25 protein-coding genes are annotated in these 24,576 nt (G+C 63.4%); 7 read left to right on the top strand and 18 right to left on the bottom strand.

The genetic code is table 11. The features are described from left to right. Positions 1-17 precede the first annotated feature (17 nt). From AC3WQS_RS02700 to purL, 4 genes are read right to left on the bottom strand one after another with little or no spacing between them, the layout of a single operon-like run. Positions 18-407, bottom strand: coding sequence for a sterol carrier family protein (locus tag AC3WQS_RS02700; RefSeq protein WP_003939745.1), 390 nt, complete (start codon positions 405-407; stop codon positions 18-20). Next, a complete protein-coding gene (locus AC3WQS_RS02695; RefSeq protein WP_019745102.1) occupies positions 407-1,063 on the bottom strand; it encodes a CPBP family intramembrane glutamic endopeptidase in 657 nt (218 codons plus the stop codon). The genes AC3WQS_RS02700 and AC3WQS_RS02695 overlap by 1 nt, the downstream gene beginning before the upstream one ends. Continuing rightward, a complete protein-coding gene (locus AC3WQS_RS02690; protein ID WP_492713019.1) occupies positions 1,060-2,844 on the bottom strand; it encodes an alpha/beta hydrolase in 1,785 nt (594 codons plus the stop codon). Before AC3WQS_RS02690 ends, AC3WQS_RS02695 begins: the two co-directional genes overlap by 4 nt. Positions 2,845-2,847: 3 nt before the next feature. Next, entirely contained in the window at positions 2,848-5,136 is a 2,289-nt protein-coding gene (gene purL, locus AC3WQS_RS02685; protein WP_019745104.1) for a phosphoribosylformylglycinamidine synthase subunit PurL, read from the bottom strand. Positions 5,137-5,386: 250 nt separating this feature from the next. On the opposite strand from purL, the gene AC3WQS_RS02680 reads away from it, so the two are divergent. Then, positions 5,387-6,364: a Dyp-type peroxidase gene (locus AC3WQS_RS02680; RefSeq protein ID WP_283308339.1), complete on the top strand. Its 978-nt coding sequence runs from the start codon at positions 5,387-5,389 to the stop codon at positions 6,362-6,364. An 11-nt stretch (positions 6,365-6,375) separates the two neighbouring features. Here AC3WQS_RS02680 and AC3WQS_RS02675 read toward each other — a convergent pair whose 3' ends face one another. Together AC3WQS_RS02675 and AC3WQS_RS02670 are read right to left on the bottom strand one after the other, a co-directional pair. Beyond that, a complete protein-coding gene (locus AC3WQS_RS02675) occupies positions 6,376-7,668 on the bottom strand; it encodes a M18 family aminopeptidase (RefSeq protein WP_024487294.1) in 1,293 nt (430 codons plus the stop codon). An 88-nt stretch (positions 7,669-7,756) separates the two neighbouring features. Continuing rightward, entirely contained in the window at positions 7,757-8,110 is a 354-nt protein-coding gene (locus tag AC3WQS_RS02670; protein WP_020970627.1) for a VOC family protein, read from the bottom strand. A 67-nt stretch (positions 8,111-8,177) separates the two neighbouring features. Here AC3WQS_RS02670 and AC3WQS_RS02665 point away from each other — a divergent pair, with 67 nt between their 5' ends. Beyond that, positions 8,178-8,783, top strand: coding sequence for a hypothetical protein (locus tag AC3WQS_RS02665; protein ID WP_042952816.1), 606 nt, complete (start codon positions 8,178-8,180; stop codon positions 8,781-8,783). Between the two features lie 12 nt (positions 8,784-8,795). Here AC3WQS_RS02665 and AC3WQS_RS02660 read toward each other — a convergent pair whose 3' ends face one another. The 3 genes from AC3WQS_RS02660 to AC3WQS_RS02650 form a co-directional block, all read right to left on the bottom strand. Continuing rightward, on the bottom strand, positions 8,796-9,392 hold the full coding sequence (locus AC3WQS_RS02660) for a CatB-related O-acetyltransferase (protein WP_070796070.1): 597 nt from the start codon (positions 9,390-9,392) through the stop codon (positions 8,796-8,798). Between the two features lie 126 nt (positions 9,393-9,518). After that, positions 9,519-10,748: an acyl-CoA dehydrogenase family protein gene (locus AC3WQS_RS02655; protein WP_007733810.1), complete on the bottom strand. Its 1,230-nt coding sequence runs from the start codon at positions 10,746-10,748 to the stop codon at positions 9,519-9,521. 91 nt (positions 10,749-10,839) lie between these two features. Then, complete coding sequence (locus tag AC3WQS_RS02650; protein WP_492713020.1) at positions 10,840-12,141, bottom strand: alpha/beta hydrolase; 1,302 nt, start codon at positions 12,139-12,141, stop codon at positions 10,840-10,842. Between the two features lie 86 nt (positions 12,142-12,227). On the opposite strand from AC3WQS_RS02650, the gene AC3WQS_RS02645 reads away from it, so the two are divergent. Further along, positions 12,228-12,839: a phosphoribosylanthranilate isomerase gene (locus AC3WQS_RS02645; protein WP_042952822.1), complete on the top strand. Its 612-nt coding sequence runs from the start codon at positions 12,228-12,230 to the stop codon at positions 12,837-12,839. On the opposite strand, the gene AC3WQS_RS02640 is transcribed toward AC3WQS_RS02645, so the two are convergent. Continuing rightward, positions 12,827-13,753, bottom strand: a complete 927-nt coding sequence (locus AC3WQS_RS02640; RefSeq protein WP_492713021.1) for a hypothetical protein — start codon at positions 13,751-13,753, stop codon at positions 12,827-12,829. The genes AC3WQS_RS02645 and AC3WQS_RS02640 overlap by 13 nt on opposite strands. Before the next feature lie 213 nt (positions 13,754-13,966). Between AC3WQS_RS02640 and AC3WQS_RS02635 the strand changes: the two genes are divergently transcribed. Beyond that, a complete protein-coding gene (locus AC3WQS_RS02635; protein ID WP_021332096.1) occupies positions 13,967-14,740 on the top strand; it encodes an SDR family oxidoreductase in 774 nt (257 codons plus the stop codon). A gap of 31 nt (positions 14,741-14,771) precedes the next feature. Here AC3WQS_RS02635 and AC3WQS_RS02630 read toward each other — a convergent pair whose 3' ends face one another. Together AC3WQS_RS02630 and AC3WQS_RS02625 are read right to left on the bottom strand one after the other, a co-directional pair. Further along, positions 14,772-15,203, bottom strand: a complete 432-nt coding sequence (locus AC3WQS_RS02630; protein WP_046379194.1) for a nuclear transport factor 2 family protein — start codon at positions 15,201-15,203, stop codon at positions 14,772-14,774. Next, positions 15,200-16,123 (bottom strand): alpha/beta fold hydrolase, encoded by a 924-nt coding sequence (locus tag AC3WQS_RS02625; RefSeq protein ID WP_019745115.1) that lies wholly within the window; start codon positions 16,121-16,123, stop codon positions 15,200-15,202. The genes AC3WQS_RS02630 and AC3WQS_RS02625 overlap by 4 nt, the downstream gene beginning before the upstream one ends. Before the next feature lie 111 nt (positions 16,124-16,234). Between AC3WQS_RS02625 and AC3WQS_RS02620 the strand changes: the two genes are divergently transcribed. Then, positions 16,235-17,236, top strand: coding sequence for an NADP-dependent oxidoreductase (locus AC3WQS_RS02620; protein ID WP_020908948.1), 1,002 nt, complete (start codon positions 16,235-16,237; stop codon positions 17,234-17,236). Between the two features lie 54 nt (positions 17,237-17,290). Here the strand turns inward: AC3WQS_RS02620 and AC3WQS_RS02615 are convergent, their stop codons facing one another. Continuing rightward, a complete protein-coding gene (locus AC3WQS_RS02615) occupies positions 17,291-18,439 on the bottom strand; it encodes a CaiB/BaiF CoA transferase family protein (protein ID WP_019745117.1) in 1,149 nt (382 codons plus the stop codon). Further along, on the bottom strand, positions 18,436-19,608 hold the full coding sequence (locus AC3WQS_RS02610) for an acyl-CoA dehydrogenase family protein (protein ID WP_029256136.1): 1,173 nt from the start codon (positions 19,606-19,608) through the stop codon (positions 18,436-18,438). The genes AC3WQS_RS02615 and AC3WQS_RS02610 overlap by 4 nt, the downstream gene beginning before the upstream one ends. 159 nt (positions 19,609-19,767) lie before the next feature. Between AC3WQS_RS02610 and AC3WQS_RS02605 the strand changes: the two genes are divergently transcribed. Next, entirely contained in the window at positions 19,768-20,838 is a 1,071-nt protein-coding gene (locus AC3WQS_RS02605) for a LacI family DNA-binding transcriptional regulator (RefSeq protein ID WP_446695582.1), read from the top strand. A gap of 4 nt (positions 20,839-20,842) precedes the next feature. On the opposite strand, the gene AC3WQS_RS02600 is transcribed toward AC3WQS_RS02605, so the two are convergent. From AC3WQS_RS02600 to AC3WQS_RS02590, 3 genes are read right to left on the bottom strand one after another with little or no spacing between them, the layout of a single operon-like run. After that, positions 20,843-21,394, bottom strand: a complete 552-nt coding sequence (locus AC3WQS_RS02600; protein ID WP_020908952.1) for an SRPBCC family protein — start codon at positions 21,392-21,394, stop codon at positions 20,843-20,845. Between the two features lie 50 nt (positions 21,395-21,444). Beyond that, positions 21,445-22,092, bottom strand: coding sequence for an alpha/beta hydrolase family protein (locus AC3WQS_RS02595; protein WP_336503617.1), 648 nt, complete (start codon positions 22,090-22,092; stop codon positions 21,445-21,447). Next, a complete protein-coding gene (locus tag AC3WQS_RS02590; protein WP_019745122.1) occupies positions 22,089-22,853 on the bottom strand; it encodes an MBL fold metallo-hydrolase in 765 nt (254 codons plus the stop codon). Before AC3WQS_RS02590 ends, AC3WQS_RS02595 begins: the two co-directional genes overlap by 4 nt. Positions 22,854-22,872: 19 nt before the next feature. On the opposite strand from AC3WQS_RS02590, the gene AC3WQS_RS02585 reads away from it, so the two are divergent. Next, positions 22,873-23,997, top strand: coding sequence for an alpha/beta hydrolase (locus tag AC3WQS_RS02585; protein ID WP_416315730.1), 1,125 nt, complete (start codon positions 22,873-22,875; stop codon positions 23,995-23,997). On the opposite strand, the gene AC3WQS_RS02580 is transcribed toward AC3WQS_RS02585, so the two are convergent. Continuing rightward, entirely contained in the window at positions 23,933-24,523 is a 591-nt protein-coding gene (locus AC3WQS_RS02580) for a TetR/AcrR family transcriptional regulator (protein ID WP_019745124.1), read from the bottom strand. The genes AC3WQS_RS02585 and AC3WQS_RS02580 overlap by 65 nt on opposite strands. Positions 24,524-24,576: the final 53 nt, after the last annotated feature.

Genomic DNA, 24,576 nt, shown 5'->3' with positions numbered 1-24,576 from the left:
CCGGATGGTCTCTGTCACTACGCCAACCGGAGCAGTGGGAGCCAGTGCGCAATTTCGGGGGCGCGGCTACCTGATGCGTCGACTCGTCCGTCACCTGCGGCCTCGGAGAACTCGAGCAGTCCGGTGACCATCTGCAACCACGTGCGAGCGTCCGTCTCGACGACGTTTGGCGGGGTTCCGCGCGTATGACGTGGACCTTCGATGCATTGCACGGCGACAAACGGCGGCACCCGCACCTCGACGCTCGATCCGGGGGCGATCTGTTCGAGAGTGCGCGCACTCATCTTCACTGCGGCGCCGAGTTCAGCGCGAGAAGGCTTCGGAAGTTCCGGATCGCGAAGCCACGGGCCGACAGCCAGGACTGCGGCACGGAATTCGGCGGGGTCGACGGCGCGGCGGGGCGGCATCAGTTCACTCCTTGTCTTCGAGTAGCGATACGAACGGCAAGTGCGCCACCGGCATTGGTCGCGAGGTGCAGCAATGCCGGTGCGAGGACGCTGCCACCCCTGCGATGCAGCCACTCGAACAGCAGTGCCGACGCGCCGGTGAATGCCACTGCAGCGGGAACGTTGTCGCCGGCACCGCGGGCGGGGGCGACGTGCCACAACCCGAAAGTCAGTGCATGAACAGCCTGCGCGGTGGGACGGTTCAGCTCACGATTCCAGACTGCGGACATCGCGCTACGGAACAACAGTTCCTCGGAAAGCACCGTGCCGAAGGGGATGTGCAAGATGATCCATTCGAGGAAGTCCTCACGGCCGTCTGCTCGCTCGTCGGCAGCGAGTGTCGCACGCAAGGACGGGACAACCAGAGCGGCGCTGTAGCCGGTGAGGACCGCCCCGGCCGCGGCTCCGCCGAACTGGGCACCACCACGAATTCCGGTGTGTGCCAATCCGAGTTCCTCGCGGGTGTAACCACGTGCGAGTAAGACTCCGATGGCCGACAGACCGGCCGCGGTGTTGACCACGGCGCGAGCGCGAGGCGAAAGACCGAATGCCGGAAGCACGACGTTGCTCCAGGTGATCGCGGCGGCGGAGAGCGCGATCGAGGCGACTCCCCTCACTTCTCTGGGCCCTCGGATTTCACGGCGACAACCAACGCCGAACGCACCCGCTCGGTTTCTGCGGCCGTCCATCCCTCGGGCTGGGCGACGCTGATCCAGGCGTCCAGAACGGAGGTTCCGTAATTGTGACCGTGACCGTCCGGAACTCCCGCGGCGTTACCGAGGTCTGCAGACACCTGCCAGAACGTCACGACCGGGAACCATTTCATCGACGGTGAGCGGTCGAATCCCGGTACTTCCTTGAGCCACTCGGGCCGGTTGAACATGAGGTCGGGTGACCACCACACCACCGGATCGGAAGGATGCTGGACAAACAGAACTCGCGGCCGCGGCCACGTCATACCGTCGGTCGGAATGTCTGCGGAGCGATCCGCGAACCGGACTCCGGCCAGACCGTCCGCGTACACGGGCGCCACTTCGGGAGTGCCGGGATCGCGCCTCTTCTCGATCGAACGCCACAACTGCGTCGCGTTCGGTGGACCTACCCACAGAATTCCGTCGGCGGTATCGCGCGCCGCTTGCAGTGTGTCGAATGCCCCCGCGCCGGCCATGACGCCGAGGCTCTCGCCGTAGACCATGAACTTCGGCCTGGTGGCTTCCGGTTCCTGAAGCCATCTTTCGTGTACCCGCTCGATCAACAGGCGACCGGCAGCTTGCGCCTTCTCCTGGTCTGCGAGGAACGAGATCCAACTCGGCAGGTACGAGTACTGGCTGGCGACGAGAGCAGTGTCGCCGCCATGTACAAGCTCGATTGCCTGTGCCGCAGTGGGATTGACCCACCCTGTACCTGTCGTCGGAATGACCACGAGGACCTTGCGTTGGAAGGCGCCGGTTCGCTCCAGTTCCTTGATGACCAGATCCATACGCTCTTCGGGATCTTCGGCGCTTTCGAGTCCGGCATACACGCGAATCGGATCCATCGCAGGGTTACCGGTTGCCGCTTCGAGTTCCTGGGCGTCCAGTCCACGCGAGACGAAGTTGCGCCCCTCGAACCCCAATGTGTCCCAGGGAGCAGCAGATTCGGGGCTGCCCGATTTCATCGGATCCTGCGGTTCGACGACGCCGTCTCGAGTGGTCGAGTTCTGCAGACTGAAGATCGAGTTGGTCGCGGCATAGATTCCGCGGACGAGGACGCCGTCGACCAACATGAAGAACAGGACGGTGACAACCAGGACGCCGACACCATTGGCCACAGACCGCGACCAGTGGAACCGCCGCATCAGCTGTCGGGCAATCAGTTTCACCAGATCGTGGAGGACCCGCCAGATCGAGATGAGCAGGCCGCCGATGAAGAGGCTCAATCCGAGGGTTCGGATGTAGCCGGAGGTGGTCGTGCCTTCGGCGTCGGTCAGCGCCGCAATTTCGCGTTGCCACCCGGCGGCGTAGACCAACATGATGATCGCCGCGACGATGGATGCGACCGGTACGAAGACCTTGATCGCGGAAGGCACCGGCTCGGGCAGGGGCCACCACCGTCGACCGCTGAGCAGGTATCGCTCCACAGCCCAACCGATCGCGGTGCCGACGCCGTAGCCGATGGCCGAGTTGATGCCGCCGATCAGACCCTGGAAGAGCCAATCGCGCGGCAGCAACGACGGCGTCAGAGACCAGCAGAAGAAGAACGCGGCAAACGCGATGCCGGTGAAGTCGAGTTTGAGGAGCCCCCACGCCCACTCGGTGAAGCGGTTGTCGAACTTCTCGAGAGATGCGGGAACAGCCAGCCGCAGGTGGTGTTCCTGCGGCTGGCTGTCAGAAGAAGTCAGTTCTCCGGAATCGACCATCTATCACCCGAACAGTGCGGGCAGCGTTCCCTCGAAGGCCTCACGGAGCTTGGCCATCGTGACGGAGAAGTGTCCCTGGACCTCGACGGAGTCGCTGCCCTCGTCGACGACCCCGATACGCGTCCACGGCAAGCCGCGAGCGGTGCACATACCGGTGAAGCGGGTCTCCTCGGTGCGAGGAACCGCAACCAGGACGCGTCCGGACGATTCCGAGAACAGGGTCACGAACGGATCTGCGCCCTCGGGAATCAGGATGCGGCAACCGGTTTCGCCGGCCAGCGCGGCTTCGACGACAGCCTGGGCCAGTCCACCCTCGGAGAGGTCGTGAGCTGCGGTGACCAGTCCGTCACGCGAGGAGGCGAGCAGGATGTCCGCAAGCAGCTGCTCACGGGCGAGGTCGACCTTCGGCGGCACGCCACCGAGGTGACCGTGCTCGACCTGCGACCAGATGGAACCGTCGAACTCGTCGTGGGTGTCGCCGAGCAGGATCAGCGTCTCGCCAGGCTCGAGTCCGAGGCCCGTCGGGATACGGCGGTGAACGTCGTCGATCACACCGAGGACGGCAACCACCGGCGTCGGCAGGATGGCCGTGGATCCGGTCTGGTTGTAGAAGCTGACGTTGCCGCCGGTGACGGGGATGCCGAGGGTGGCGCAGCCGTCGGCGAGGCCGCGAACGGCCTGCTGGAACTGCCACATGACACCCGGGTCCTCGGGAGAACCGAAGTTCAGGCAGTTGGAGACGGCCTTGGGCGTTGCGCCCGTGACTGCCACGTTGCGGAAAGCCTCGGCCAATGCGAGCTGCGCACCGGTGTACGGATCGAGCGCGGTGTAGCGGCCCGAAGCGTCGGTGGACAGAGCGATTCCGCGTCCGGTCTTCTCGTCGATGCGGATGACACCGCCGTCGGCGTTCTCGGCCAGGACGGTGTTACCGCGGACGTAGCGGTCGTACTGCTCGGTGATCCACTTGCGGCTGCACAGGGCAGGCGAGGCGATCATCTTCAGCAGGGTCGCTTCGAGCTCGGCGTCGGTTTCGGGACGCTTCAGTCCGGCGGTCGTGTTCGCGATCAACGCGTCCTGGCTTGCCGGGCGCTCGACGGGACGGTTGTAGACCGGGCCTTCGTGAGCGACGGTGCGCGGGGGAACATCGACGACGGTCTCGCCGTGCCAGGAGATGGTGAGGTGCTCACCGTCGGTGACCTCGCCGATGTCGGTGGCCAGGACGTCCCACTTCTTGCAGACCTCCATGAACGCATCGACGTTCTCGGGCGTGACCACGGCGCACATGCGCTCCTGCGATTCGCTGGAGAGCACCTCGGCGGGGGTCATGCCGGTGGCGCGCATCGGAACCTTCTCGAGGTTGATGTGCATGCCGCCGTCACCGGCTGCAGCCAGCTCGGAGGTGGCGCAGGACAGCCCGGCGCCGCCGAGGTCCTGGATGCCGACAACGAGGCCGGCCTTGTAGAGGTCGAGACAGCACTCGATGAGCACCTTCTCGGTGAAGGGGTCGCCAACCTGAACCGCAGGGAGCTTCTTACGTCCGCCGGTGTCTCCACCCTCGTCGTCGAACGTCGCCGACGCGAGAACCGAGACGCCGCCGATGCCGTCGAGACCGGTGCGTGCGCCGAACAGGATGATCTTGTTGCCTGCACCCGAAGCGAAGGCCAGATGCAGATCCTCGACGCGCATGACGCCGGCTGCCAGTGCGTTGACCAGCGGGTTGCCTGCGTAGGACTCGTCGAAGACCGTCTCGCCGCCGATGTTGGGGAGGCCGAGGGAGTTTCCGTATCCACCGACACCACGCACGACACCGTCGACGACGCGACGGGTATCGGGGGCGTCAGCAGCACCGAACCGAAGCTGATCCATGACGGCGATCGGACGAGCACCCATGGCCATGATGTCGCGGACGATGCCGCCGACACCGGTTGCCGCCCCCTGGTAGGGCTCGACGTACGACGGGTGGTTGTGGCTCTCGACCTTGAACGTGACTGCCCAGCCGTCACCGATGTCGACGACGCCGGCGTTCTCGCCGATACCGGCCAGCATGTTGGCGCGCATCTCGTCGGTGGTGGTCTTGCCGAAGTATCCGAGGTGGACCTTCGAAGACTTGTACGAGCAGTGCTCGCTCCACATCACCGAGTACATCGCCAGTTCGGCGTCCGTGGGACGGCGGCCCAGGATCTCCTTGATGCGTGCGTATTCGTCGTCCTTGAGACCGAGCTCCTTGAACGGCTGAGCGGCATCGGGATCAGCCGATGCGTGCGTGACGGTATCGACCTGGTGAGCAGACACTGGAGAGTGGTCCCTTCCCTACGGGAGTCAAGAGGCAAGCCGGCGCGGAGCGGGACACCACGAATGTGCCCAACGAAAGAACGTGCCGGGGGACAGTCTATCGGTGTGGGCCGACGACTTCCGCAGACGGCAGCACCCGCAACACCTCCGGGCCTGCGAAGTATCGCCCGTCACACCCACCCCGGTTTGGGTAATCCGGTCGGTTTTCTTAAGGTCAGGCCGGTTCATTCTTTCCCTCGAAAGGTCTCGCATGCCCCAGGATGTTCGTCAAGCCGACCTCACGGCACAGTCCCAGTCGGTGACCACTCCCCTCACTCCGGCTGCAATTTTCCTGGTCGCGACCGTGAATCCGGGTGGCGAGAACACCACACGAGAACTGCTCGCCGATGTCGCCGGTCTGCAGCGGGCTGTGGGGCTGCGTGTCCCTGGATCGGGTTTGGACGTCGTGACGAGCATCGGTTCGCTGGCCTGGGATCGACTGTTCGCCGGTCAGCGCCCTGCGCTGCTGCACCCGTTCACCGCTTTGCAGGGTGACGTTCACTCGGCGCCGTCGACTCCCGGTGATCTGCTCTTCCACATCCGCGCGATGAGCATGGACGCGTGTTTCGAGGTGGCTCGGCAGATCACGAAGCGACTGCACGGCGCGGCCACGGTGGTCGACGAGGTTCACGGCTTCCAGTACTTCGAGAACCGCGACCTCATCGGCTTCGTCGACGGCACCGAGAATCCGGTCGGCCGCGACGCCGTCGCCGCAGTGACCGTCGGCGACGAGGATCCTGCGTTCACCGGCGGCAGCTACGTCCATATCCAGCGCTACATCCACAAGATGCGCGATTGGGAAGCAATCACCGTCGACGAGCAGGAGCGTGTGATCGGGCGCAGCAAGCTCGAGGACATCGAGATGACGTCCGACGTGAAGCCGGCCAACTCGCACGTCGCGCTCAACGCGATCAAGGACGAGAACGGCAAGGCTCTAGAGATCCTGCGTGCCAACATGCCGTACGGGCGCCTCGGTGACGACGAGATCGGCACCTATTTCATCGGCTACTGCCGCACGCCTGCGATCACCGAACGGATGCTGGAGAACATGTTTCTCGGCGACCCCCGCGGCAACTACGACCGACTACTCGACTTCTCGACGGCCGTGACGGGCTCGATGTTCTTCACACCGAGCGCCGACTTCTTCGAGGGTCTCCCGGCCGCACCCGCCGGGCTCTCAGCACTTTAACTACGCGACCTCTAACTTCGAGGCGTGAGGAAGGCACCGAGCGCGTCGGCATACATGCGGACGTCTGCCGCGCCCATCAACTCGCGGGCCGAGTGCATCGCGAGCTGGGGCGCGCCGACGTCGACGGTGGACAGTCCGGTCCGTGATGCCGTGATGGGTCCGATGGTGGAGCCGCACGGCAGATCGGCGCGGTGGACGTAGCGCTGCATCGGCACTCCCGCCTGATCACACGCGAGCGCGAATTCGCCTGCACCGGCCGCATCGGTGGCGTATCGCAGGTTCTGGTTCACCTTGAGTACAGGCCCACCGTTGATCTCGATCCGATGAGCGGGCTCATGGCGGTCCGGGTAGTTGGGGTGCGTCGCGTGAGCCATGTCGCCCGACGCACACACCGAGCCCGCCATCGCCTGCAGGAATTCTTCGCGGCCACCACCGCGCCCCAACACGATCCGTTCGAGCACGGTGTTCAGCAGATCTGAGAAAGCTCCACGGTCGGACATGCTGCCGACCTCTTCATGATCGAAGAGTGCGAGCACCGGGACCTGCTGACCGGGCGACTCGACTGCGGCCAGAAGTGCTTGTGTCCCTGCATAACACGTGCCCTGATTGTCCAGCCGAGGGGCGCTGACCAATTCCTTGTCCACCCCCACGACTGCGCTGGGCGCAAGATCGTGTGTCATCAATTCCCAGCCGAGAACCGACGACGCGGCTACACCCGCACGCTCGGCGACAAATCCGATGAACGACTTGGGTTTCGAACCCACTCCCCAGATTCCGTTGACGTGCCGCTGCGGATCCAGCGTCACGCCCTTGCGATCTTCGGACAGGTGGATAGCCAACTGCGGAACACGCAGAATCGGGTCGTCGATGCGAACCAGCTTCTGCTCCACCGTGTTTCCCACCCGGACACTCAATCGGCCGGAGATACCGAGATCGCGGTCGAGCCAAGAGTTCAGCCACGCACCGCCATACGGTTCGAGGCCCACCATCTGCCACCCGGCCGAAGTGAGGTCGGGATGCTGTTTGACCCGCAGATTCGGGCTGTCGGTGTGACCTCCGACGATCCGGAACGGAGCGGTGTTTCCCACGCCCTCGGTGCTCCAGGCAATCAGCGAACCACCGCGCACGAGGAAGTACCGTCCGGGCTCGGCGGGCCACGACTGCGTTTCGTGGACTTCGACGAACCCGCCGGCCGTCAGCTCGGTCGCCACCGTCGCGCACACATGGAACGGCGACGGTGACGAATCGACGAAGCTGCACAGGCCGACTGCGTCGGCCCCGGTCCGAGAAGTCTGAGAAGTCATGCCCCTCATCATGCCCGAATCGGTGCCCGCGAAATCAGTGGGCACGAAATCAGTGGGCGCGAATCGGGTGAGCTCAGAACCTGTCAGCTCAGGCGTGAGGACCGGACACACAGAACTGGTTCCCATCAGGATCGAGGAGCGTCACCCAACGGAAACCGTCCATGTTCTCGCGGTGGTGCTCGGTTGCTCCGGCCTCGACGAGCCGCGCCACCTCGGCGTCGAGATCCGGACTCCCCAAATCGAGATGGATGCGATTCTTGCCGGCCGTGGGGTCCGGGACCTTCTGGAATGCGAAGTTGGTGGCGCTGTCAGGGACCGCGACGATGTAGAACCAACCGTCGTTCTCCTCGACGATGTTTCCGCCCAACTGCGCCGCCCACCACGTTGCGAGCGGACCGGGATCGAGACTGTCGAAAGTGATCATGCCGAGTGTGAGAGTCATGCGCACAAGCTAATACAAGCCACCGACAAAGAGTCTCGATCTCGGGCTGAGATGAGACGATCCTCGAATGCGATTCACAACGCTGCGCGACCGTGTTGCAGAACCACTCTTCGCAGTTTTCATCGCGACCGGATTACTCCTGAGCGTCCTCGGAGTGCTCGCCTGGCGATTTGCCACGCCATCCACGCGGACAGAACATATCGGCATCCAACCTCCACCACCGCCGCCGATAGAGGACGGCAAGACGGGGTACATGTGGGTGATCGACGGCTACAGCTACTCCGACGCACCACATTGGTTCCCCGCGGCCGCTTGGTTCCTGATGGTCGGAACGGCTGTCGCCGTTGTCGTCTCGGCGATACTGAACGCGACGGGATGGCGACTGGCCCGCGACGCGCACGGTAGAAAATTTGCTCTTCCGCTTGCCCTTTCAGCTTTCGGCGCAGCCTACGGACTCGCGGTTGCCGTTGTCGGACGAATCTGGCCGCCCACCTTCTATTCGGTGGTCCTTCCCGAACCGCGCGACCCTCAGAACCCCTACCCGGCATCGGCCGTTATCCACTTCGACCTCGAGCCGAACCTGATCACCTTCACCGCAACAGGTCTTGCCGTCGGCCTTCTCGCGGCCGCCCTGCTTTATGTCCGGAACTACTCGCTCACACGAACGAACTAGCGGGCGCGGAGATCACTCGACCGCTTCGAGTTCCGCGACACTTCCGTCCGAGATCACTCGGACGTGGCGGGTGATCTTCTCGATCGGCCAGTCCCACCACGCAATTCGCACCAACTTCTCGATGTCTTCAGCGCTGAAGCGGCGCTTGATCTCCATCGCCGGGTTGCCGCCGACAATTGCGTAGTCCGGGACGTCGCGCGTTACGACGGCGCCGGTGGACACGATCGACCCGTGGCCGATCCGGACACCGGGCATGACTGTCACGTTCCCGCCGAACCACACGTCGTTCCCCACGACGGTGTCACCGCGCGACGGCAAATCCTGCACCAAATCCATGTGCCGGGCCCAATCGCCGCCCATGATCGGGAACGGGTAAGTGGAGACACCGTTCATACGATGGTTTGCGCCGTTCATGATGAAGGTGACACCGGTGGCCAGGGCGCAGAACTTGCCGATCACCAGTTTGTCGGGACCGTAGTGATGCAACACGTTTCGAGTCTCGAACTCTTCGGCGAACTCCGGATCGTCGTAGTAGGTGTACTCCCCTACCTCGATCAACGGGTTGTCGATCAACGGCTTCAGCAACACCACTCGTGGTTGCCCGGCCATCGGATGAACATTTGTGGGATCTGGCGCGTTCACTGCTTACTCCGATCCGTCGGCGCGGTGTCGCCGACCGCAGCAAGACTATCCGGTTCCTGCTGCGGTCGATCGACAAGCGAAAACGTTCCGGTGTCAGCCCAGGAGGCCCTTGGCGATATGGGTGACCTGAATTTCGTTGCTGCCCGCATAGATCATGAGCGACTTGGCATCACGCGCCAACTGCTCCACTCGGTACTCGGCCATGTAGCCGTTTCCACCGAACAGCTGCACGGCTTCCATCGCGACCTCGGTCGCTGCGCGCGACGAGTACAGCTTCATCGCCGACGCCTCCGCCAGGCTCACTTTGTCTCCGGCCGCGGTGCGTTCGATCGCGTTGAAGACCATGTTCTGCACGTTGATTCGAGCGACCTCCATCTCGGCGAGCTTGAGCTGGATGAGCTGGAACTGCCCGATCTCACGTCCCCACAGTTTGCGGGACTTCGCGTATTCGATGCTCAGACGGTGGCATTCGTTGATGATGCCCAGTGAGAGCGACGCGATGCCGATGCGTTCGGCGGCAAAGCTCTCCTTGGCGCTGGACTTTCCGTCGGACTTTCCGCTGTCCTCGGTTTCGCCGAGCAGACGATCCTTGGTGATGCGGACGTTGTCGAAGAACAGCTCACCCGTCGGCGAGGAGTTCATTCCCATCTTCTTGAACGGCGGGCTCTGTGTGAGCCCCTCCATGCCCTTGTCGAGGATGAAGGCGAGCACCTTGCGGTCACGACGATCAACCGAAGCGTCCCCCTCGTCGAGCTTTGCGTAGACGATCATCACGTCGGCGTACGGACCGTTGGTGATGAAGGTCTTGTTGCCGTTGAGGATGTAGTCGTCACCGTCGCGGCGTACGTAGGACTTCATACCGCCGAAAGCATCCGAGCCGGAGTCCGGTTCGGTGATCGCCCATGCACCGACGGTTTCGAAAGTTACCAAGCCGGGGAGCCAGCGTTCCTTCTGCGCGAGTGTGCCGCGGCTGCGGATAGTTCCAGCGGCCAATCCGAGGCTGACGCCCAACGACGCAACGAGGCCGAGGCTGACGCCGGCCAATTCGCTGTTGAGCACAACGCCCATGCTGCCTGCGCCACTGAAGGCGCTCGACTTCTCACCGTCACCGGACGGAGCATCGCCGCGCTCGCGTGCGAGCGACTTCTCGAGGCCCTCGCGTGCCATGTCGGCCAGACCGAAGGTCGAGTACAGCTTGCGAATGATGTCGAACGGCGGCAGCGCACCACTTTCGAGCTCGTCGACATGAGGCCGCACCTCTTTGTCGATAAAGCCCCGCAAGGCGTCGCGGAACATCAGGTCGGTGTCGGACCACTCGTACATGTGCCTGAACTCCAGTCGGTGAACGATCGAGAGACTGCCGAACGGCAGCCACACACCGAATATAGAACACGTTCCAAAACCGGAACAGGATTCAGCTGATCAGTCCCATTCGCTGCGAGATCCACGTCAGCTCCTGCTCGACGCCGGCCGACCACACCGAAAAGCTGTGACCACCGGGAAGCTCGAGATACCTGGCGTCCATTCCGGCCGCTTTGGCCGCTTCGTACACCTTTTGCTGGCCGGGCTTGAACTCGTTGTCATCTGTTCCGACCACGAACACTCCGCCCGAGTTCGGGAACTTCCGGGTCGCCAGCAGGTCCATCGGATTCACCTTCACGAATGCCGCCTCGTCGCCGCCGAATATCTCGTCGACGGTTCGCTGTCGGTCACCGAGCGAGGGCTCCAACTGACCGGAGAGATCGAGGAAAGTCGGATACACGTCGGGGTAGTTGGTAGCCATCTGCAGCGAGCAGGTACCGCCGTAAGAGAGTCCGCCGATGGCCCACGCCCTCGGGTTCGAGTCGATCTGGAACGCATTCGCCACTGCAGCGGGCAAGTCCTTTGCCAGGTACGTGCCGACCTTGCCCTGCGACGAGTCGGTGCACAGCGGATTGGCCATCTGCGAGCCTGTTCCATCGGCTATCACGACGACCGGCGCCAACCCCTCGTGATCCCGGGCAAAAGCATCCATTGTCGCGGTGAGCTTTCCGCCCTGGAGCCAGTCCTCGGGCTTGCCAGGCTGACCGGCCATGAGCACCAGGACGGGCAGTAGTGGACGCGGATTGGTGAAGTACGACGGCGGCAGATACACCTGGGCGTCACGTGCGGAGAATCCCGAAATCGTTCCGGGAACAGGCAAAGTCGTGACTCGTCCGCGAATCGGCATGCCTTCCGGCGCTTTCCACACCGTGTCGGTGGGATCGCCGGTGACAACAGGATCCGTCGGACCGGGAACTTCGCTGAGTGAAATGCGGTCGAAATCATCGTGTCCGAAGGCAATTCCCACCGTCGGGTAGGCAGCAAAGACCAGATTGATCTGCGTCGCGGCGGTGACGATGACCAGAACGGTCGCAACGACGGACACCACCGCCTTCGCGATCGTTCCGCCCGCCTTGATTCGCGGCCCGAGAAGTAGCACCGCGTAGATACCGATTCCGATCCACACGTAGATCGACATCTCGATGGGATCCGGGAACGGCACGATCACCTTTTCGACGGTGATCCAGACGGCGATCATGATCACCAGTGCGATCAGCCCCGCGATCGGTACCGCTCTGCGGTAGTACCAGCGAACGCTCGAACCGAGCAGCCACACACCACCCAGGACCCCGAGCACAGTCAGGATCACCGGCAGTGGTCCCGAGATCAAACTGATTCGGTAGAGCCAGTCCACGTCAAGCCTCTCGCACGTAGAAATGTCGCACGCACGAGGCTAGACGACCACGCTGATACGGCGACGACGCTAGTACTGTGTATCAGGTGACATTCATCAAGGTCTGTGGGCTGCGGGACGCTGACACGGTCGACCTCGCGGTGGGTCTGGGCGTCGACGCCATCGGTTTCGTCTTCGCCGAGAGCGTCCGCAAAGTCGACCCCGCACTCGCAGTCGATCTTCTTGCACGAATCCCCGAACACATCCGGGCAATCGGAGTATTTCTCGGGAACCCGATCGATCAGGTCCTCGAGATCGCCGAGATCACCGGTCTTCGTACCGTGCAGATTCACGATCTGGTCGACGCCGAGCAAGTGCAGCGGCTGCACGACGCCGGCCTCACTGTCATCCGCGCTGTTGTCTCCAGCAACGTCCGCGACGGTTACAACCTCGACCTCGGCGAGGACGAACTTCTGATCGACGGCGCCGACGCCGGATCCGGCGTGCCGTGGGACTGGGCACAACAGCAATCGCGCCCCCAAGGCCAGTGGATCCTGGCGGGCGGACTGTCCCCGGAGAACGTCCGTGACGCTCTTGATGCCACCGGTGCCTGGGGCGTCGATGTCTCCAGCGGCGTCGAGTCTTCCCGCGGCGTCAAGGACCACGCTTTGATCGAGAAGTTCGTCAGCGCTGTCCGGCAGACCGATCACTCGAAATAGGACGCATAGTCACTGAAGGCGATTTGACCGGTGGGACTCGCCTTCACGGCGTCGGCAACGGCAGGCGGAATGGGAGCCCAGTGCGCAGGCATGGCCGCCGCCAGTGACGGCTTCAAGATGTAGAGCAGTGCGAAGTTCACTATCCAGAGCGACGGCGCCATCGACATGCCGACTTCCGAACTCACATCGCCTTTGGTGTTGGTCACCAGCTGTGCTTCTCCCGAAATCTGTTGCGCTGCAAATCCGTAGACTGCCTGCACCGTGTATGCCGACTGATAGAGCGCAATCAGAGTGTGCGTCGCACCGTTGTTGCGCAACCAGGTGCCCACGAAACCGCCAGGGGCGATCAGCGTATTCACCTGTCGCGTCGGCGCATCCGCGTTGGCCGGACTCTCCAGCAATCCGTCGGGATTCACGTACAACCCGTAACTGGCCAGAACCGACGGCGTAGTGCCGGAATAGAGGGGCCGCCCGTTCGTATTGGTGAGAATCCGAGCGCATTCGTCGATCACCTCGGCATCCTCGAGATTGCCACCGATCCCACCGCCGGTCATGAGGTCGCGATACTGCTCCTCGGTCAAAGCGTCGGCTGGCTCGAGTCCGATCTGCGCGGCAATCTCTTCCGCAGTCTGCTGACCGAGCGGCTGGTTGAGTTGATCCGGAGTAGTCATCTGCGTGGGCGCGACGCTCTCGTAGACCGGTGCCCCGGCAAAAGGGATCACGAACCCGGTATCGACATTCTCTGCAACCGGTTGCGCGCCGGCCGTCTGAGTGGTGGCAAACGAAAGTACGCACACCCCAACCAAAGCCAGAACCGAGACGGTCCCGCGATGAGACCTTGCTCGTAGAGATTCTTGTCCACGTCTACAGCCCTCGCCTGAGAAAGCCTTGCCTGCAATTCCATTGCCGCGCATAGGTCAACCTCCCGGGACACAGTCCGGCGAATCAACTCGAGCTTGCATCTCAGTCAAACGCTGTGACCAGCGCCGTGTCAAGACACTGGTCAGGTCGAGGCACCTACGGCGACAGCTCGCTCGATACAGTCGACAGCTCGCCCGCTACAGTGATGCTTCCAACTGAAGTGACCTCACCCCATTTGAATTGCAGGACATCTCTGGAGGCGAGCAGTGTCTGACAGGCGCGGGACCGTGTTGATCACCGGCGTCGGCCGGAGCAAGTCGATCGGAGCAGCCCTCGCATTGGGTCTCGCCGAGGATGGTTGGGATCTGACGATCGGCTACTGGGCGCCTTATGACGAACGCGTCGGGTTCGTCCGCGGAGCGCACGATCCGCAGGACGTTGCCGAGAAGTGTCGCGCACTCGGGAGCCGTGTCGACCTGGTTCCCGGAGATCTGGCCTCGCCGGATGCGGCCGCACAGCTCGTTGACGCTGCCGCATCGCGGAATGACCTTCGTGGGCTGGTGCTCTCGCATTGCGAAAGCGTCGACAGCTCGATCCTCGATACCACCGTCGAGAGCTGGGAACGACATTTCGCCGTCAACGCCCGCGCCTCTTGGCTGCTGATCAAAGCGTTCGCTGAACGCCTTCCGGAGCAGCGCGACGTCAGTCAGGTGACTGGGCGGATCATCGCACTCACCAGCGACCATGCGGCCCACAATCTTCCGTACGGGGCCAGCAAGGGCGCTCTCGACCGCATCGTCATCGCCGCCGCACTCGAACTTGGATCACGCGGCGTGAGGGCAAACGTCATCAACCCAGGACCGATCGACACAGGGTGGATGACACCGGAGATCAGACAGGCCGCAACCCTCCAGACCCCTGCCGGCCGGCTGGGTACTCCCGGCGACACTGCAGACCTCGTTCGATTTCTGATGTCCGACGCCGGAGGCTGGATAACAGGACAACTCCTTCACTCCAACGGTGGATTCCGCACCAGCTGAGCAGGCAGACTGGGCCGCGCCCGGACTCAGGTCAGGCCTTGTAGGTCGGTAGCGTCTGCCCGAGCCTGCGGCCCATCTCGGCAGCCAATGCGGCGAGCCCGCTGGCCGGACGCACCATGACCTCGAAATCGACGATCTTGCCGTCCTCGTCGAATTCGACCATGTCGATTCCCTTGAGGCTCTTGTCTCCGATGTTCGCACTGAATTCGAGAACGACCTGCCGACCGTTGGCTCCGGCGAACTGACGGTGGTACTCGAAATTCTCGAACACCTGGATCACCGTATTGAGAATGAGCACAACGGCATCCGCGGACTGGTACGGCTTGAATCCGGTGGGCGATCGGAACTGCGCGTCGGGCGCGACAATGGTCGGTAGTGCCGACAGGTCACCGGTTTCGATCATGGTGTGCCACAACTGCAGTGCAGCTTCGACTTTCGGTTCGAGCGTCAATTCCGTGCTCATGCTTCTACCCTTTCCTCGATGTTACCTGCCGCTTGATTTACCGGCACTTGACTTGCGACGGCCCACGCACTCAACACAGTTCGCACCCCGGTCACGAGTTGCAACGGCTGATCGATCATGACGTGATGGCCGGCTTCGGGAATCTCCGCCACGATGGCCTCCGGTCCGAACAGTCCGCGCATGTGCTCCATGAGTCGATCGGACACGATACCGTTCTCAGCTCGGAAATAGGCTACGCGGCAACGCGGTTCACTGTCGAGAACATCTTCGGCGCCAACTCGGAGAAAGAAGTTCGGATCGAATTTCCATGACCAACCGCCATCGACTTCCTCCATGGACGTGGCTGCCACATGGTCACGCACCGCAGGCAGTCCCGAATCCTGGGGCGGAACGAAGCGGAATCGACCCATCGCGTCTTCCCTGGTGGGGTAAACCTTCTTGGGGCCGAACGCATTCTGGCGTCGAGCTGCCTCCTCTTCGGGCGTCCGCGCCTTGAGTGGCGAATCGATGATGACAACGCCGTCCAACAGTTCACCGTGCAGATGCGAGGCCACGAAGGAAACAATCCCACCCATACTGTGCCCCACCAGAATCGGCTTGCCGTCGATTCCCCCGGCCTCGGCCGCCGCCAGCACCTCGCGAGCCCACTGGGATATCGCGTAGGCATCGCGAGTGTCACTGTCGCCGTGGCCCGTCAAGTCGAGAGCGACGACGCGGCGCCCCTCGGCGAACTGCGGCGCGATGTGATCCCACCAGCGACTGTGGGCTGCGCCGCCGTGGATCAGCACAATTCCCGGCCCCGCCGACCCCCAAGCCCGAAAGTGCACCGAAGCGCCCTCGACCTCCACCGACCCCGTCTCGACCGGCGCTTCCAGCGCCCGAGTGAACCAACCAGGCGCGTCTTCGACGACATTGCTCATCGATCGAACATACATAGTCGTCAATCGGTTCATCCAACTCTTCCCAGTTCGTGATCCATCACCTATATTGAATCCGGCCTCAAGTTCAATTCGTTTCGCCGAAGGGGAGAGATGACCAACCGCCAAGTACGCCTCGCCGCCCGCCCGACAGGACTTCCCGACGCTTCCACCTGGGAATATGTCGACGCCGAGATCCCGTCCGCCGGGCCGGGTGAGTTTGTCGTCAAGGTCGAATACCTCTCCCTCGACCCCGCGATGCGCGGTTGGCTCAACGACGTCAAGTCGTACGTTCCGCCGGTCAAGCTCGGTTCCGTCATGCGCGCCCACGGCGTCGGACGCATCACCGAATCCCAACACCCCGATTACCAGGTCGGGGACATCGTGGCGGGATCGTTCGGCGCTTCCGAGTACGGAGTGTCCGACGGAACAGATGTGACCCGGGTCGACGAATCGATCGCTCCCCTACCGACCTGGCTCGGAGCTCTCGGATTCCCCGGCGTCACCGCATATTTCGGACTGCTCGACGTCGGAAAGCTGAAAGACGGTGACACCGTCGTCGTATCCGGTGCTGCGGGCGCGGTCGGCAGCCTGGTCGGTCAGATCGCAAAGCTCCACGGATGCAAGGTCATCGGCATCGCCGGCGGTCCGGAGAAGTGCGCGTGGCTCACCGAGGACCTCGGCTTCGATGTCGCCATCGACTACAAGAACGAATCCGTCTACAAGGCGCTCAAGTCCAACGCTCCCGACGGTATCGACGTGTACTTCGACAACGTCGGCGGAGAAATTCTCGACGCTGCTCTCTCCCGTTTGCGCCTGGGCGCTCGGGTGGTCATCTGCGGCGCCATCGCGGGTTACAACGCCACCGAGCCTCAGCCAGGCCCCGCGCACTACCTGTCACTTCTCGTCAATCGGGCCACGATGGCCGGCTTCGTGGTCTTCGACTACCTCGATCGCTACGCAGAAGCGCAGGAGCAGATCGGAAAGTGGATCAAGAGTGGCGAATTGACTGCCCGCGAGCACGTCGTCGACGGGGGTATCGACGCGTTCGGCGACAGCCTCAACCTTCTCTTCGCCGGTGCGAACACCGGAAAGCTGGTCCTGAAGGTCATCTGAGTCACCCACACACGCAGATCGGCCACCGGTATTCCGGTGGCCGATTCGCTTGGGTCAACTGACTCCCGACGGAGTGGGAACGCTGTCCTCCCCCAACCGCGGCGGGGCCGACCGATAGGTTGCCGGCGTGCCGCTCATCCGAATCGGATTGGCTACCTGGCGGGTCGGTGCATCGCGACGCGGGTCGTCGATGGACACCACCGGATCGAGATTCAGTCGCTCCGCCAGCGCTATCGCGTCGGCGATGTCGTTGAGAGGTCCACACGGGACACCTCGCTCGGTCAGCGCCTCGAACCACGAGTCTGCAGTGCCCTTGGCCAACGCAGCAGTGACGGCATCGAACAACTCTTCTCGATGCGCGACCCGATCCCGGTTCGAGATGAACCGCACATCCGCGGCAAGTTCGGGAACTCCGAGAACCTCTGTCAACGAACCGAATTGCCGGTCATTGCCGACAGCGAGGACCAGCGGACGGTCCGCGGTGTCGAACACCTCATATGGTGCGATGCTCGGATGTCGATTGCCCATTGCCTGAGGCACCACGCCCGCGGCAACATAGCCGGACGACTGGTTGGCGAGCGCGGAGAGCAACGAGGACAACAGATTGACCTCGACGTGCTGTCCTTCGCCCGTTCGATCGCGATGGCGCAGCGCTGCAAGGATTCCCACGCTGGCGTGTAGGCCCGTGATGACGTCGACCACCGCGACGCCGACCTTGGTGGGAGACTTGGGATCGGGGCCGGTGATACTCATCAATCCGCCCACCGCCTGGATCAACAGGTCGTATCCCGGCAAAGAGTTGTTGCCACCGAAGCCGCTGATCGAGCAGTAGACCGCACGCGGATTCATTTCTCGCACAGAGTCGTAACCCAATCCCAGCCGGTCCATCGTTCCCGGCAGAAAATTCTGAACCACTACATCCGCGCCGCGAACCAACTCACGCGCACTCTCCAGATCCTCCGGCTCGCGCAAATCCAGAGTGACCGACTTCTTGTTGCGGTTCACCGACAGGAAGTAACTCGACTCGTCCCCGACCCATGGCGGACCCCAACTACGAGTGTCGTCGCCGACACCCGGACGTTCGACCTTGACTACCTCCGCGCCGAGGTCGGCGAGAATCATCGTGGCGTACGGGCCGGCGAGGACGCGACCGAAATCCGCGATCACCAGCCCGTCGAGCGCTCCGACAGCGTCGACCGTCACCGGAACGCTTCTTCACCGGTTAGAGCGCGACCGATCACGAGCTGGTGAACCTCGGAGGTGCCCTCGTAGGTGAGAACGGATTCGAGGTTGTTGGCGTGGCGAATCACGGGGTACTCGAGTGTGATTCCGTTGGCGCCCAAAATGGTGCGGCATTCACGGGCGATCTTGATGGCCTCGCGGACATTGTTGAGCTTGCCGGTACTGACCTGCTCGGGGCGAACCGTCCCGGCATCCTTGAGGCGTCCGAGGTGGATGGCGAGCAACTGACCCTTGCCCAATTCGACTGCCATGTCGGCGATCTTGGCCTGGGTGATCTGGTACGCGGCGAGCGACTTGTCGAAGACCTTGCGATCACGCGCGTAGGAAATCGCGGTCTCGAGGCAGTCACGTGCGGCACCCATCGCGCCGAAGATGATGCCGAAGCGTGCCTCGTTGAGGCAGCCGAGGGGCCCGGAAAGTCCGCGTGCCTTGGGTAGCATCGCCGAGGCAGGAAGACGCACGTCCTCGAGCACCAGTTCCGAGGTGACCGACGCGCGCAGCGACATCTTGTTCTTGATCTCGGGGGCGGAGAATCCCGGAGTGTCGGTGGGAACGACAAATCCGCGCACGCCGTCTTCGGTTCGCGCCCAGACCACGGCGACGTCCGCGATGGAGCCGTTGGTGATCCACATCTTGGTGCCGTTGAGGATCCAGTCGTCGCCGTCGCGCTTGGCGTTGGTTCGCATACCGCCGGGGTTGGATCCGAAATCGGGTTCCGTGAGACCGAAGCAGCCGATGGCTTCACCCGCCGCCATCCGCGGGAGCCATTCTTCCTTCTGCTCTTCACTTCCGTTGTGGTGGATCGCGAACATGGCGAGCGAGCCCTGGACCGAGACGAGGCTGCGAATGCCCGAATCGACAGCTTCGAGTTCCTGGCAGGCCAACCCGTACGCCGTGGCACTCATTCCGGCACAGCCGTAGCCCTCGAGGTGCATGCCCAGAACGCCGAGCGCGCCCAGTTCCTTGGCCAGCTCACGCGCCGGCAGTGCTGCCGCTTCGAACCATTCACCTATGTGCGGGCGAATGCGATCGTCGACCATCTTGCGGACCGTGTCGCGGATCGCGATCTCCTCGGCGTCCAGCAGGGTGTCGATGGCAAAAAGCTCGGACAGGGACTGCGGCGTGGTCACGGGGCCTCCAGTGTTCTCGGGCGCAATCCTTTGCGAGAACGATTGCGCAATCGTTTGCATCACTTAGAGTAGAGCCCGGTTGCACACCCGTCAATCCCCGGACAGTCAACCGACTCAGAACCGACTCAGAACCGACGCACACCAGGAGCCCCGACGCAGATGACGCCCGATCCGTCGAACCGCAGCAACGGCCGTCCGCCAACGCTGCGCGAAATCGCCGACCAGGCCGGGGTCCACATCTCGACGGCGTCGCGGGTCCTCCGTCAGCCCGAGCCCGCCGACGGTTGGTCCGACTCCGCACTCCGAGTTCGTCAGGTTGCCGAGGAACTCGGTTACCAACCGAACCTGTGGGCGGCCAGCCTGCGTACCCGCAAGACCACCACCATCGGCGTCGTGATGCCGAGGCTGACGGACGTCGTGGTGGCCACGATGTTCCAAGGCATCGAGGAAGCCGCCACCGCAGCCGGGTACTCCGTCCTGCTCTCCAGCCCACCCGACGATCTGGACGCGCAGCGCAAAGCGGTCGAGTTCCTGGTCAGCCGACAGGTCGACGGTCTCATGCTGAGCAGCATCCACCTGCCGGGTACCGATTTCGTCGACTCGCTCCCCCTGCGCTCACTGCCGATCCTGCTGCTGAACCGGCACATCGACTCGGCGACGTCGTCTCCGAACCGAGGTCTTCCCTTTGTCAGCGGCGACGACCGCCTCGGCGGCTACCTCGCGGGGAAGCATCTACTGGACTGCGGCTATCGCGATCTCGGAGTGATCGCGGGGCCGGATCACGCCAGCACGTCGAGGGAACGCGTCGCGGGTTTCCGCGATGCCCTGACCGAAGCCGGTCTGGAACTGCCGACGAACCGAATAGTGGCGTCCGAGTTCGAAGTTCAAGGGGGTGTCGATGCGGCGGCGACATTGCTCGGTGGAGATTCACGCCCCGACGCCGTCTTCACGGTGAGCGACACCATCGCGATCGGCGTACTCGGTGTGGCCCGTGATCTCGGGTTGAGCATTCCCGACGATCTTGCGCTGGTCGGCTACAACGACATTCCGGTTGTCTCGCAACTCCCGGTACCCCTGACAACGGTGAGGTCCCCCGCCCGAAAGATCGGCGCGACCGGGCTCGAGCACCTACTCGCACTTATCTCCGGCAAGAACGTCGAATCCGTGAAACTTCCCGTCGAACTGATCGTGCGAGCCTCCACCAGAAAGCCTGCCAGTCGCAAACTCTGAGCAGCTACCAAACCTGAGATTCGTCGATGCCCAACTGTCGCGCGTAACCGGAGTTGAGTGCGTCCCAACCGTACTCGCGCGCCCGTTCGCCCACGATCGGTCCGAAGGGCTCGCCTGCCAGAAGGGCATCGAGTACGTCGAAGCACAAATGCCACCCGGCAGCGAGTGCCGACGCCATCCCCTCGGCGCGCGACCTCTGCGTAAGTACGACGCGGGTGCCGCCCTCGACCGAGGTCAAGTCCCACACCAATTCGTCCGGGCCCCACTCGTGTTCGAGCCGCCGAGTGGTCTCCACAACGTGAACATTGACCGGCAGCGACATTTCGGGGGCTCCGTCCTCGGTGAGCATGGTGATCACGGCGTCACCGGTACGGCTCAGATTCCGATCGGCGGTGTACGGCGTCCATTGCGCCAACATCTCCGGGTCGGTGATCGCCTCCCACACCTTCTCGACGGGATACGGCAGCACCCGAGGGAAGCTGACGACTGTGTCGTCCCCGTCGACGCTCACCGTGACGTCGGACAGGGCACTGGGCTGATACGGCTGGGCACTCATGATTCGATCTCACCAGGAACCACCGACACGGGCAACTGCCCGCTCGGCGTTCAGAACACGAACAAAGCCGATGCGGCCGCGACTGTCGCCTCCACCACCGGAAATTTCACAACGGACAAGTCGTGTCGTGCTCCTTCGAACTCCACCAGACGTGTCGCGGCGGGAACCTGGTCGAGTGCTGCCTGTATCTCCTCCGTCGTCGCGAACTCGTCCTTCGATCCGTGGACGACAACGGTCGGTGTGTTCAGGTCGGGCAGGTGTTCGGTTCTGAGCTTCTCGGGCTTCTTCGGTGGATGCAGCGGATAGGACAGCAGGACCAGGCCGTCGACAAGTCCCGGGTTCTCCGCTGCCAGCATCGACGCCTGCCGACCGCCGTACGAATGTCCGCCGAGCAGAACGGGTCCGGGCACCGAGTAGTCCGAGCGAACAGCGGCAATCACCTCGGCAATGCCCGCACGATCCTCCGCAGCACGCGACGGATGCGGCGGCCCCGAAGCTCGACGCACCCGAAACGCGAGATCGAAGCGCAGAACTTGCACTCCTGCTGCAGCAAAGCCGTCGGCGACAGCGCGCAACAGCACAGTGTCGCAATTACTTCCGGCGCCGTGGGTCAATGCCAGGGTTGCGACGGGCACTGACTCGGGGCGGTGCAGGAAACCGTGCACCGCGCCTTCGTCGACCGTTTCGACAGTACTCATGGACGCATCCTTGTCCGGCCCGCTCGGGCCTGTTCGACTGCGGCAGCCAAGCTGCCTTCGTAGACCGGCCCGTGTCCGGGAAACAGCGCGCCGGCGGGCGCAGCGGCAATATTGTCCAACGCCTGGTCCGTCGCTCCACGGTCATGGTTGAAGGGGCACACCAGAAATTGTGGTCCGGCGACACTCGACGTCGCATGTCCGGTCACCAGAGCGTCACCCGACGCGATGACTCCTGCGTCGGGAACAAGGTAAGCGCTGTGGCCGTCGGTATGCCCGTGGGTAGGAATCGGTACGATCCGACCGGGAACGTCCAGCGCACCACCTGCCGCAAAGGCCTGTGCTCGAGGCAGTTCCGCGCCTCTCAACGCGCCTGCTCCGATCACGTCGAGTAGCCACTTCGGAGCGCCTCGCCGCCACAACAGCAACGGAACTTTGGCCGGCGACAACTGCTGCAGGTACTCCCGCTTCGCGTGGGGCACTTCCAACGGATCCATCAGGACCGGAACCTGGAGCCGAGTCACGATGTCCGCGATTCCACCGATGTGATCGACATGCGCGTGAGTGACGAGGATTGCCCGAACATCCCCGAGCTGGTGACCGATCTGCTCGATCGAGCGTTCGACGTCGGCGCCGTTGGCCGGGTATCCGCCGTCGATCAACGTCAGATCGGCCCCCTCTTCGACCAGGACCCAATTGGCGTGACCGCACCGAACCAGATGTGTGTTCTCGATCTGCGTGATCGACAGTGCCGCAGTAGTCATGCTTGGTAGTCTGCGCCACGTGTCGGAATCCGTGAAGCAGGCCAGCAGCCGCAGCATTCGAGATCGCGCCGAAGCGTTCTTGGTAGCAGCCGCATTCGCGCTGCCCAGCGCGGTGAAACGTCGAATCACCGGGCCACCCGTCGTCATCGAGGGCAACACGCTCGACGCCGACGCACACCTGCTGCTCACGCTCGCGAAGACGCGGCCACTCCCCTCACATTCCACCGATCCCCAGTCACTCGCCGCTGCTCGCGCCAATCTCACCCGAACCGCGATCATGATGGGCGGCAGACCCGCGCAGGTCCGCACCGAAGAGATCTCCGTTTCGGGCGCCGACGGCCCCCTCCGCGCCCGGCTCTACGTTCCGACTACCGACACCGGCGCTCTGCTCGCCTACTTCCACGGCGGCGGCTGGGTACAGGGCGGCATCGAATCACACGACGCTCCGTGTCGCCTGTTGGCCGAGACCTCCGGCGCACGGGTCATCTCGGTCGACTACCGGCTTTCACCCGAATTCGCTTTCCCCACACCGGTAGACGACGCCTATGCCGCGTACCAGGATATCGTCGACCGCGCCGAAGAGTTCGGGGCAGACCCGACACGCATCGCTGTCGGAGGAGACAGTGCGGGCGGGCACCTGTCCGCGACGGTGGCGTTGCGTGCCCGCGACGACGGCAAGACCCCACCGGCAGCACAGCTGTTGATCTACCCCGCTACCGACTTTCACGAGAAGGCTCCCTCGAGAACGACGTTCGGTGAAGGCTTCTTCCTGACCGAGGCCAATATGAACTTCTACGAGTCCAGCTTCCTCGGCAAGGATGCCGATCGACTCGACCCGTTGGTGTCGCCGCTACGCGCCCCCGACGTGGCCGGACTGCCACCAGCCATCGTGATCACGGCGGGGTTCGATCCACTCCGGGACGAAGGCGAAGCGTACGCAGCACGATTGCGAGACAACGGTGTTCATGTCACGGATCGACGCTACCCCGGATTCATCCACGGTTTCGTCAACGTTCTGGGGCCCAGTGCCGGATCCCGTGCAGCGGTCGCCGAGATCGGCGGCATGCTCCGCGCACTCCTCAGCCGCCCGACAAAATTTCCCGCACCGTATCCACCAGCGGATCGACGGGAAGCTCTGGGCTGATTGCGCGCTGTAGCCCCAAACCGATTCCGACGCTGAGCATTCGCAGCGCGGCTGCGTCCGGATCCAGCGTCGGCGTCACCCCGTTGGATTCCGTGAGGTGTTGGACCAATCCGGCGATCAGTCCCCGCACCTGGTCGGCGCCCGCCGCGATCTTCTCCCGAATGTCCTCGCTGTGCCGCGATCTCACCGAGAACTCGACCTCGAGCAGCGTCCACCTCTGGTCCCCGATTGTTCGCTCGGCCCACCGCGCGAATTCAGCCACCGCATCGTCGAGGGTCGATTTCGCCCCGAGTTGCGCAGTGATCTCACCGACCTTGGTCAGCCTGATCCGGCCGAGAACTTCGGCACACAATTCATCCTTGTTCTTGAAATTCGAGTACACCGCCCCCTTGGAGTACCCGGCATCCTCGGCGATCTGATCGAGAGAGGCCGCGGCGTATCCGCGATCGAGAAAGTGCTCGACGGCCGTCGCCAACAGGGTCTCGCGGGTCAACGCCTGCGCTTCCTGCCTGGTCAATCGCGCCATCGGAACCTCCCATTGGTCCTCGGTATCGAGATTCCCACGGTAGCCGAATACCG

Source organism: Rhodococcus sp. FW305-130 (assembly GCF_058788335.1).
Note: the sequence above shows the minus strand (reverse complement) of the source record. Positions and strands in the feature narration are given on the sequence as shown.

Coding starts and splice junctions, on each gene's coding strand:
- AC3WQS_RS02700 (WP_003939745.1), bottom strand. CDS start 407: ATGCCGCCCCGCCGCGCCGTCGACCCCGCCGAATTCCGTGCCGCAGTC.
- AC3WQS_RS02690 (WP_492713019.1), bottom strand. CDS start 2,844: ATGGTCGATTCCGGAGAACTGACTTCTTCTGACAGCCAGCCGCAGGAA.
- AC3WQS_RS02580 (WP_019745124.1), bottom strand. CDS start 24,523: ATGGCGCGATTGACCAGGCAGGAAGCGCAGGCGTTGACCCGCGAGACC.
- AC3WQS_RS02590 (WP_019745122.1), bottom strand. CDS start 22,853: ATGACTACTGCGGCACTGTCGATCACGCAGATCGAGAACACACATCTG.
- AC3WQS_RS02625 (WP_019745115.1), bottom strand. CDS start 16,123: ATGAGCAATGTCGTCGAAGACGCGCCTGGTTGGTTCACTCGGGCGCTG.
- AC3WQS_RS02630 (WP_046379194.1), bottom strand. CDS start 15,203: ATGAGCACGGAATTGACGCTCGAACCGAAAGTCGAAGCTGCACTGCAG.
- AC3WQS_RS02665 (WP_042952816.1), top strand. CDS start 8,178: ATGCGATTCACAACGCTGCGCGACCGTGTTGCAGAACCACTCTTCGCA.
- AC3WQS_RS02595 (WP_336503617.1), bottom strand. CDS start 22,092: ATGAGTACTGTCGAAACGGTCGACGAAGGCGCGGTGCACGGTTTCCTG.
- AC3WQS_RS02655 (WP_007733810.1), bottom strand. CDS start 10,748: ATGTACGAGTGGTCCGACACCGACCTGATGTTCCGCGACGCCTTGCGG.
- AC3WQS_RS02605 (WP_446695582.1), top strand. CDS start 19,768: ATGACGCCCGATCCGTCGAACCGCAGCAACGGCCGTCCGCCAACGCTG.
- AC3WQS_RS02675 (WP_024487294.1), bottom strand. CDS start 7,668: ATGACTTCTCAGACTTCTCGGACCGGGGCCGACGCAGTCGGCCTGTGC.
- AC3WQS_RS02620 (WP_020908948.1), top strand. CDS start 16,235: ATGACCAACCGCCAAGTACGCCTCGCCGCCCGCCCGACAGGACTTCCC.
- AC3WQS_RS02600 (WP_020908952.1), bottom strand. CDS start 21,394: ATGAGTGCCCAGCCGTATCAGCCCAGTGCCCTGTCCGACGTCACGGTG.
- AC3WQS_RS02670 (WP_020970627.1), bottom strand. CDS start 8,110: ATGACTCTCACACTCGGCATGATCACTTTCGACAGTCTCGATCCCGGT.
- AC3WQS_RS02660 (WP_070796070.1), bottom strand. CDS start 9,392: ATGGCCGGGCAACCACGAGTGGTGTTGCTGAAGCCGTTGATCGACAAC.
- AC3WQS_RS02680 (WP_283308339.1), top strand. CDS start 5,387: ATGCCCCAGGATGTTCGTCAAGCCGACCTCACGGCACAGTCCCAGTCG.
- AC3WQS_RS02640 (WP_492713021.1), bottom strand. CDS start 13,753: ATGCGCGGCAATGGAATTGCAGGCAAGGCTTTCTCAGGCGAGGGCTGT.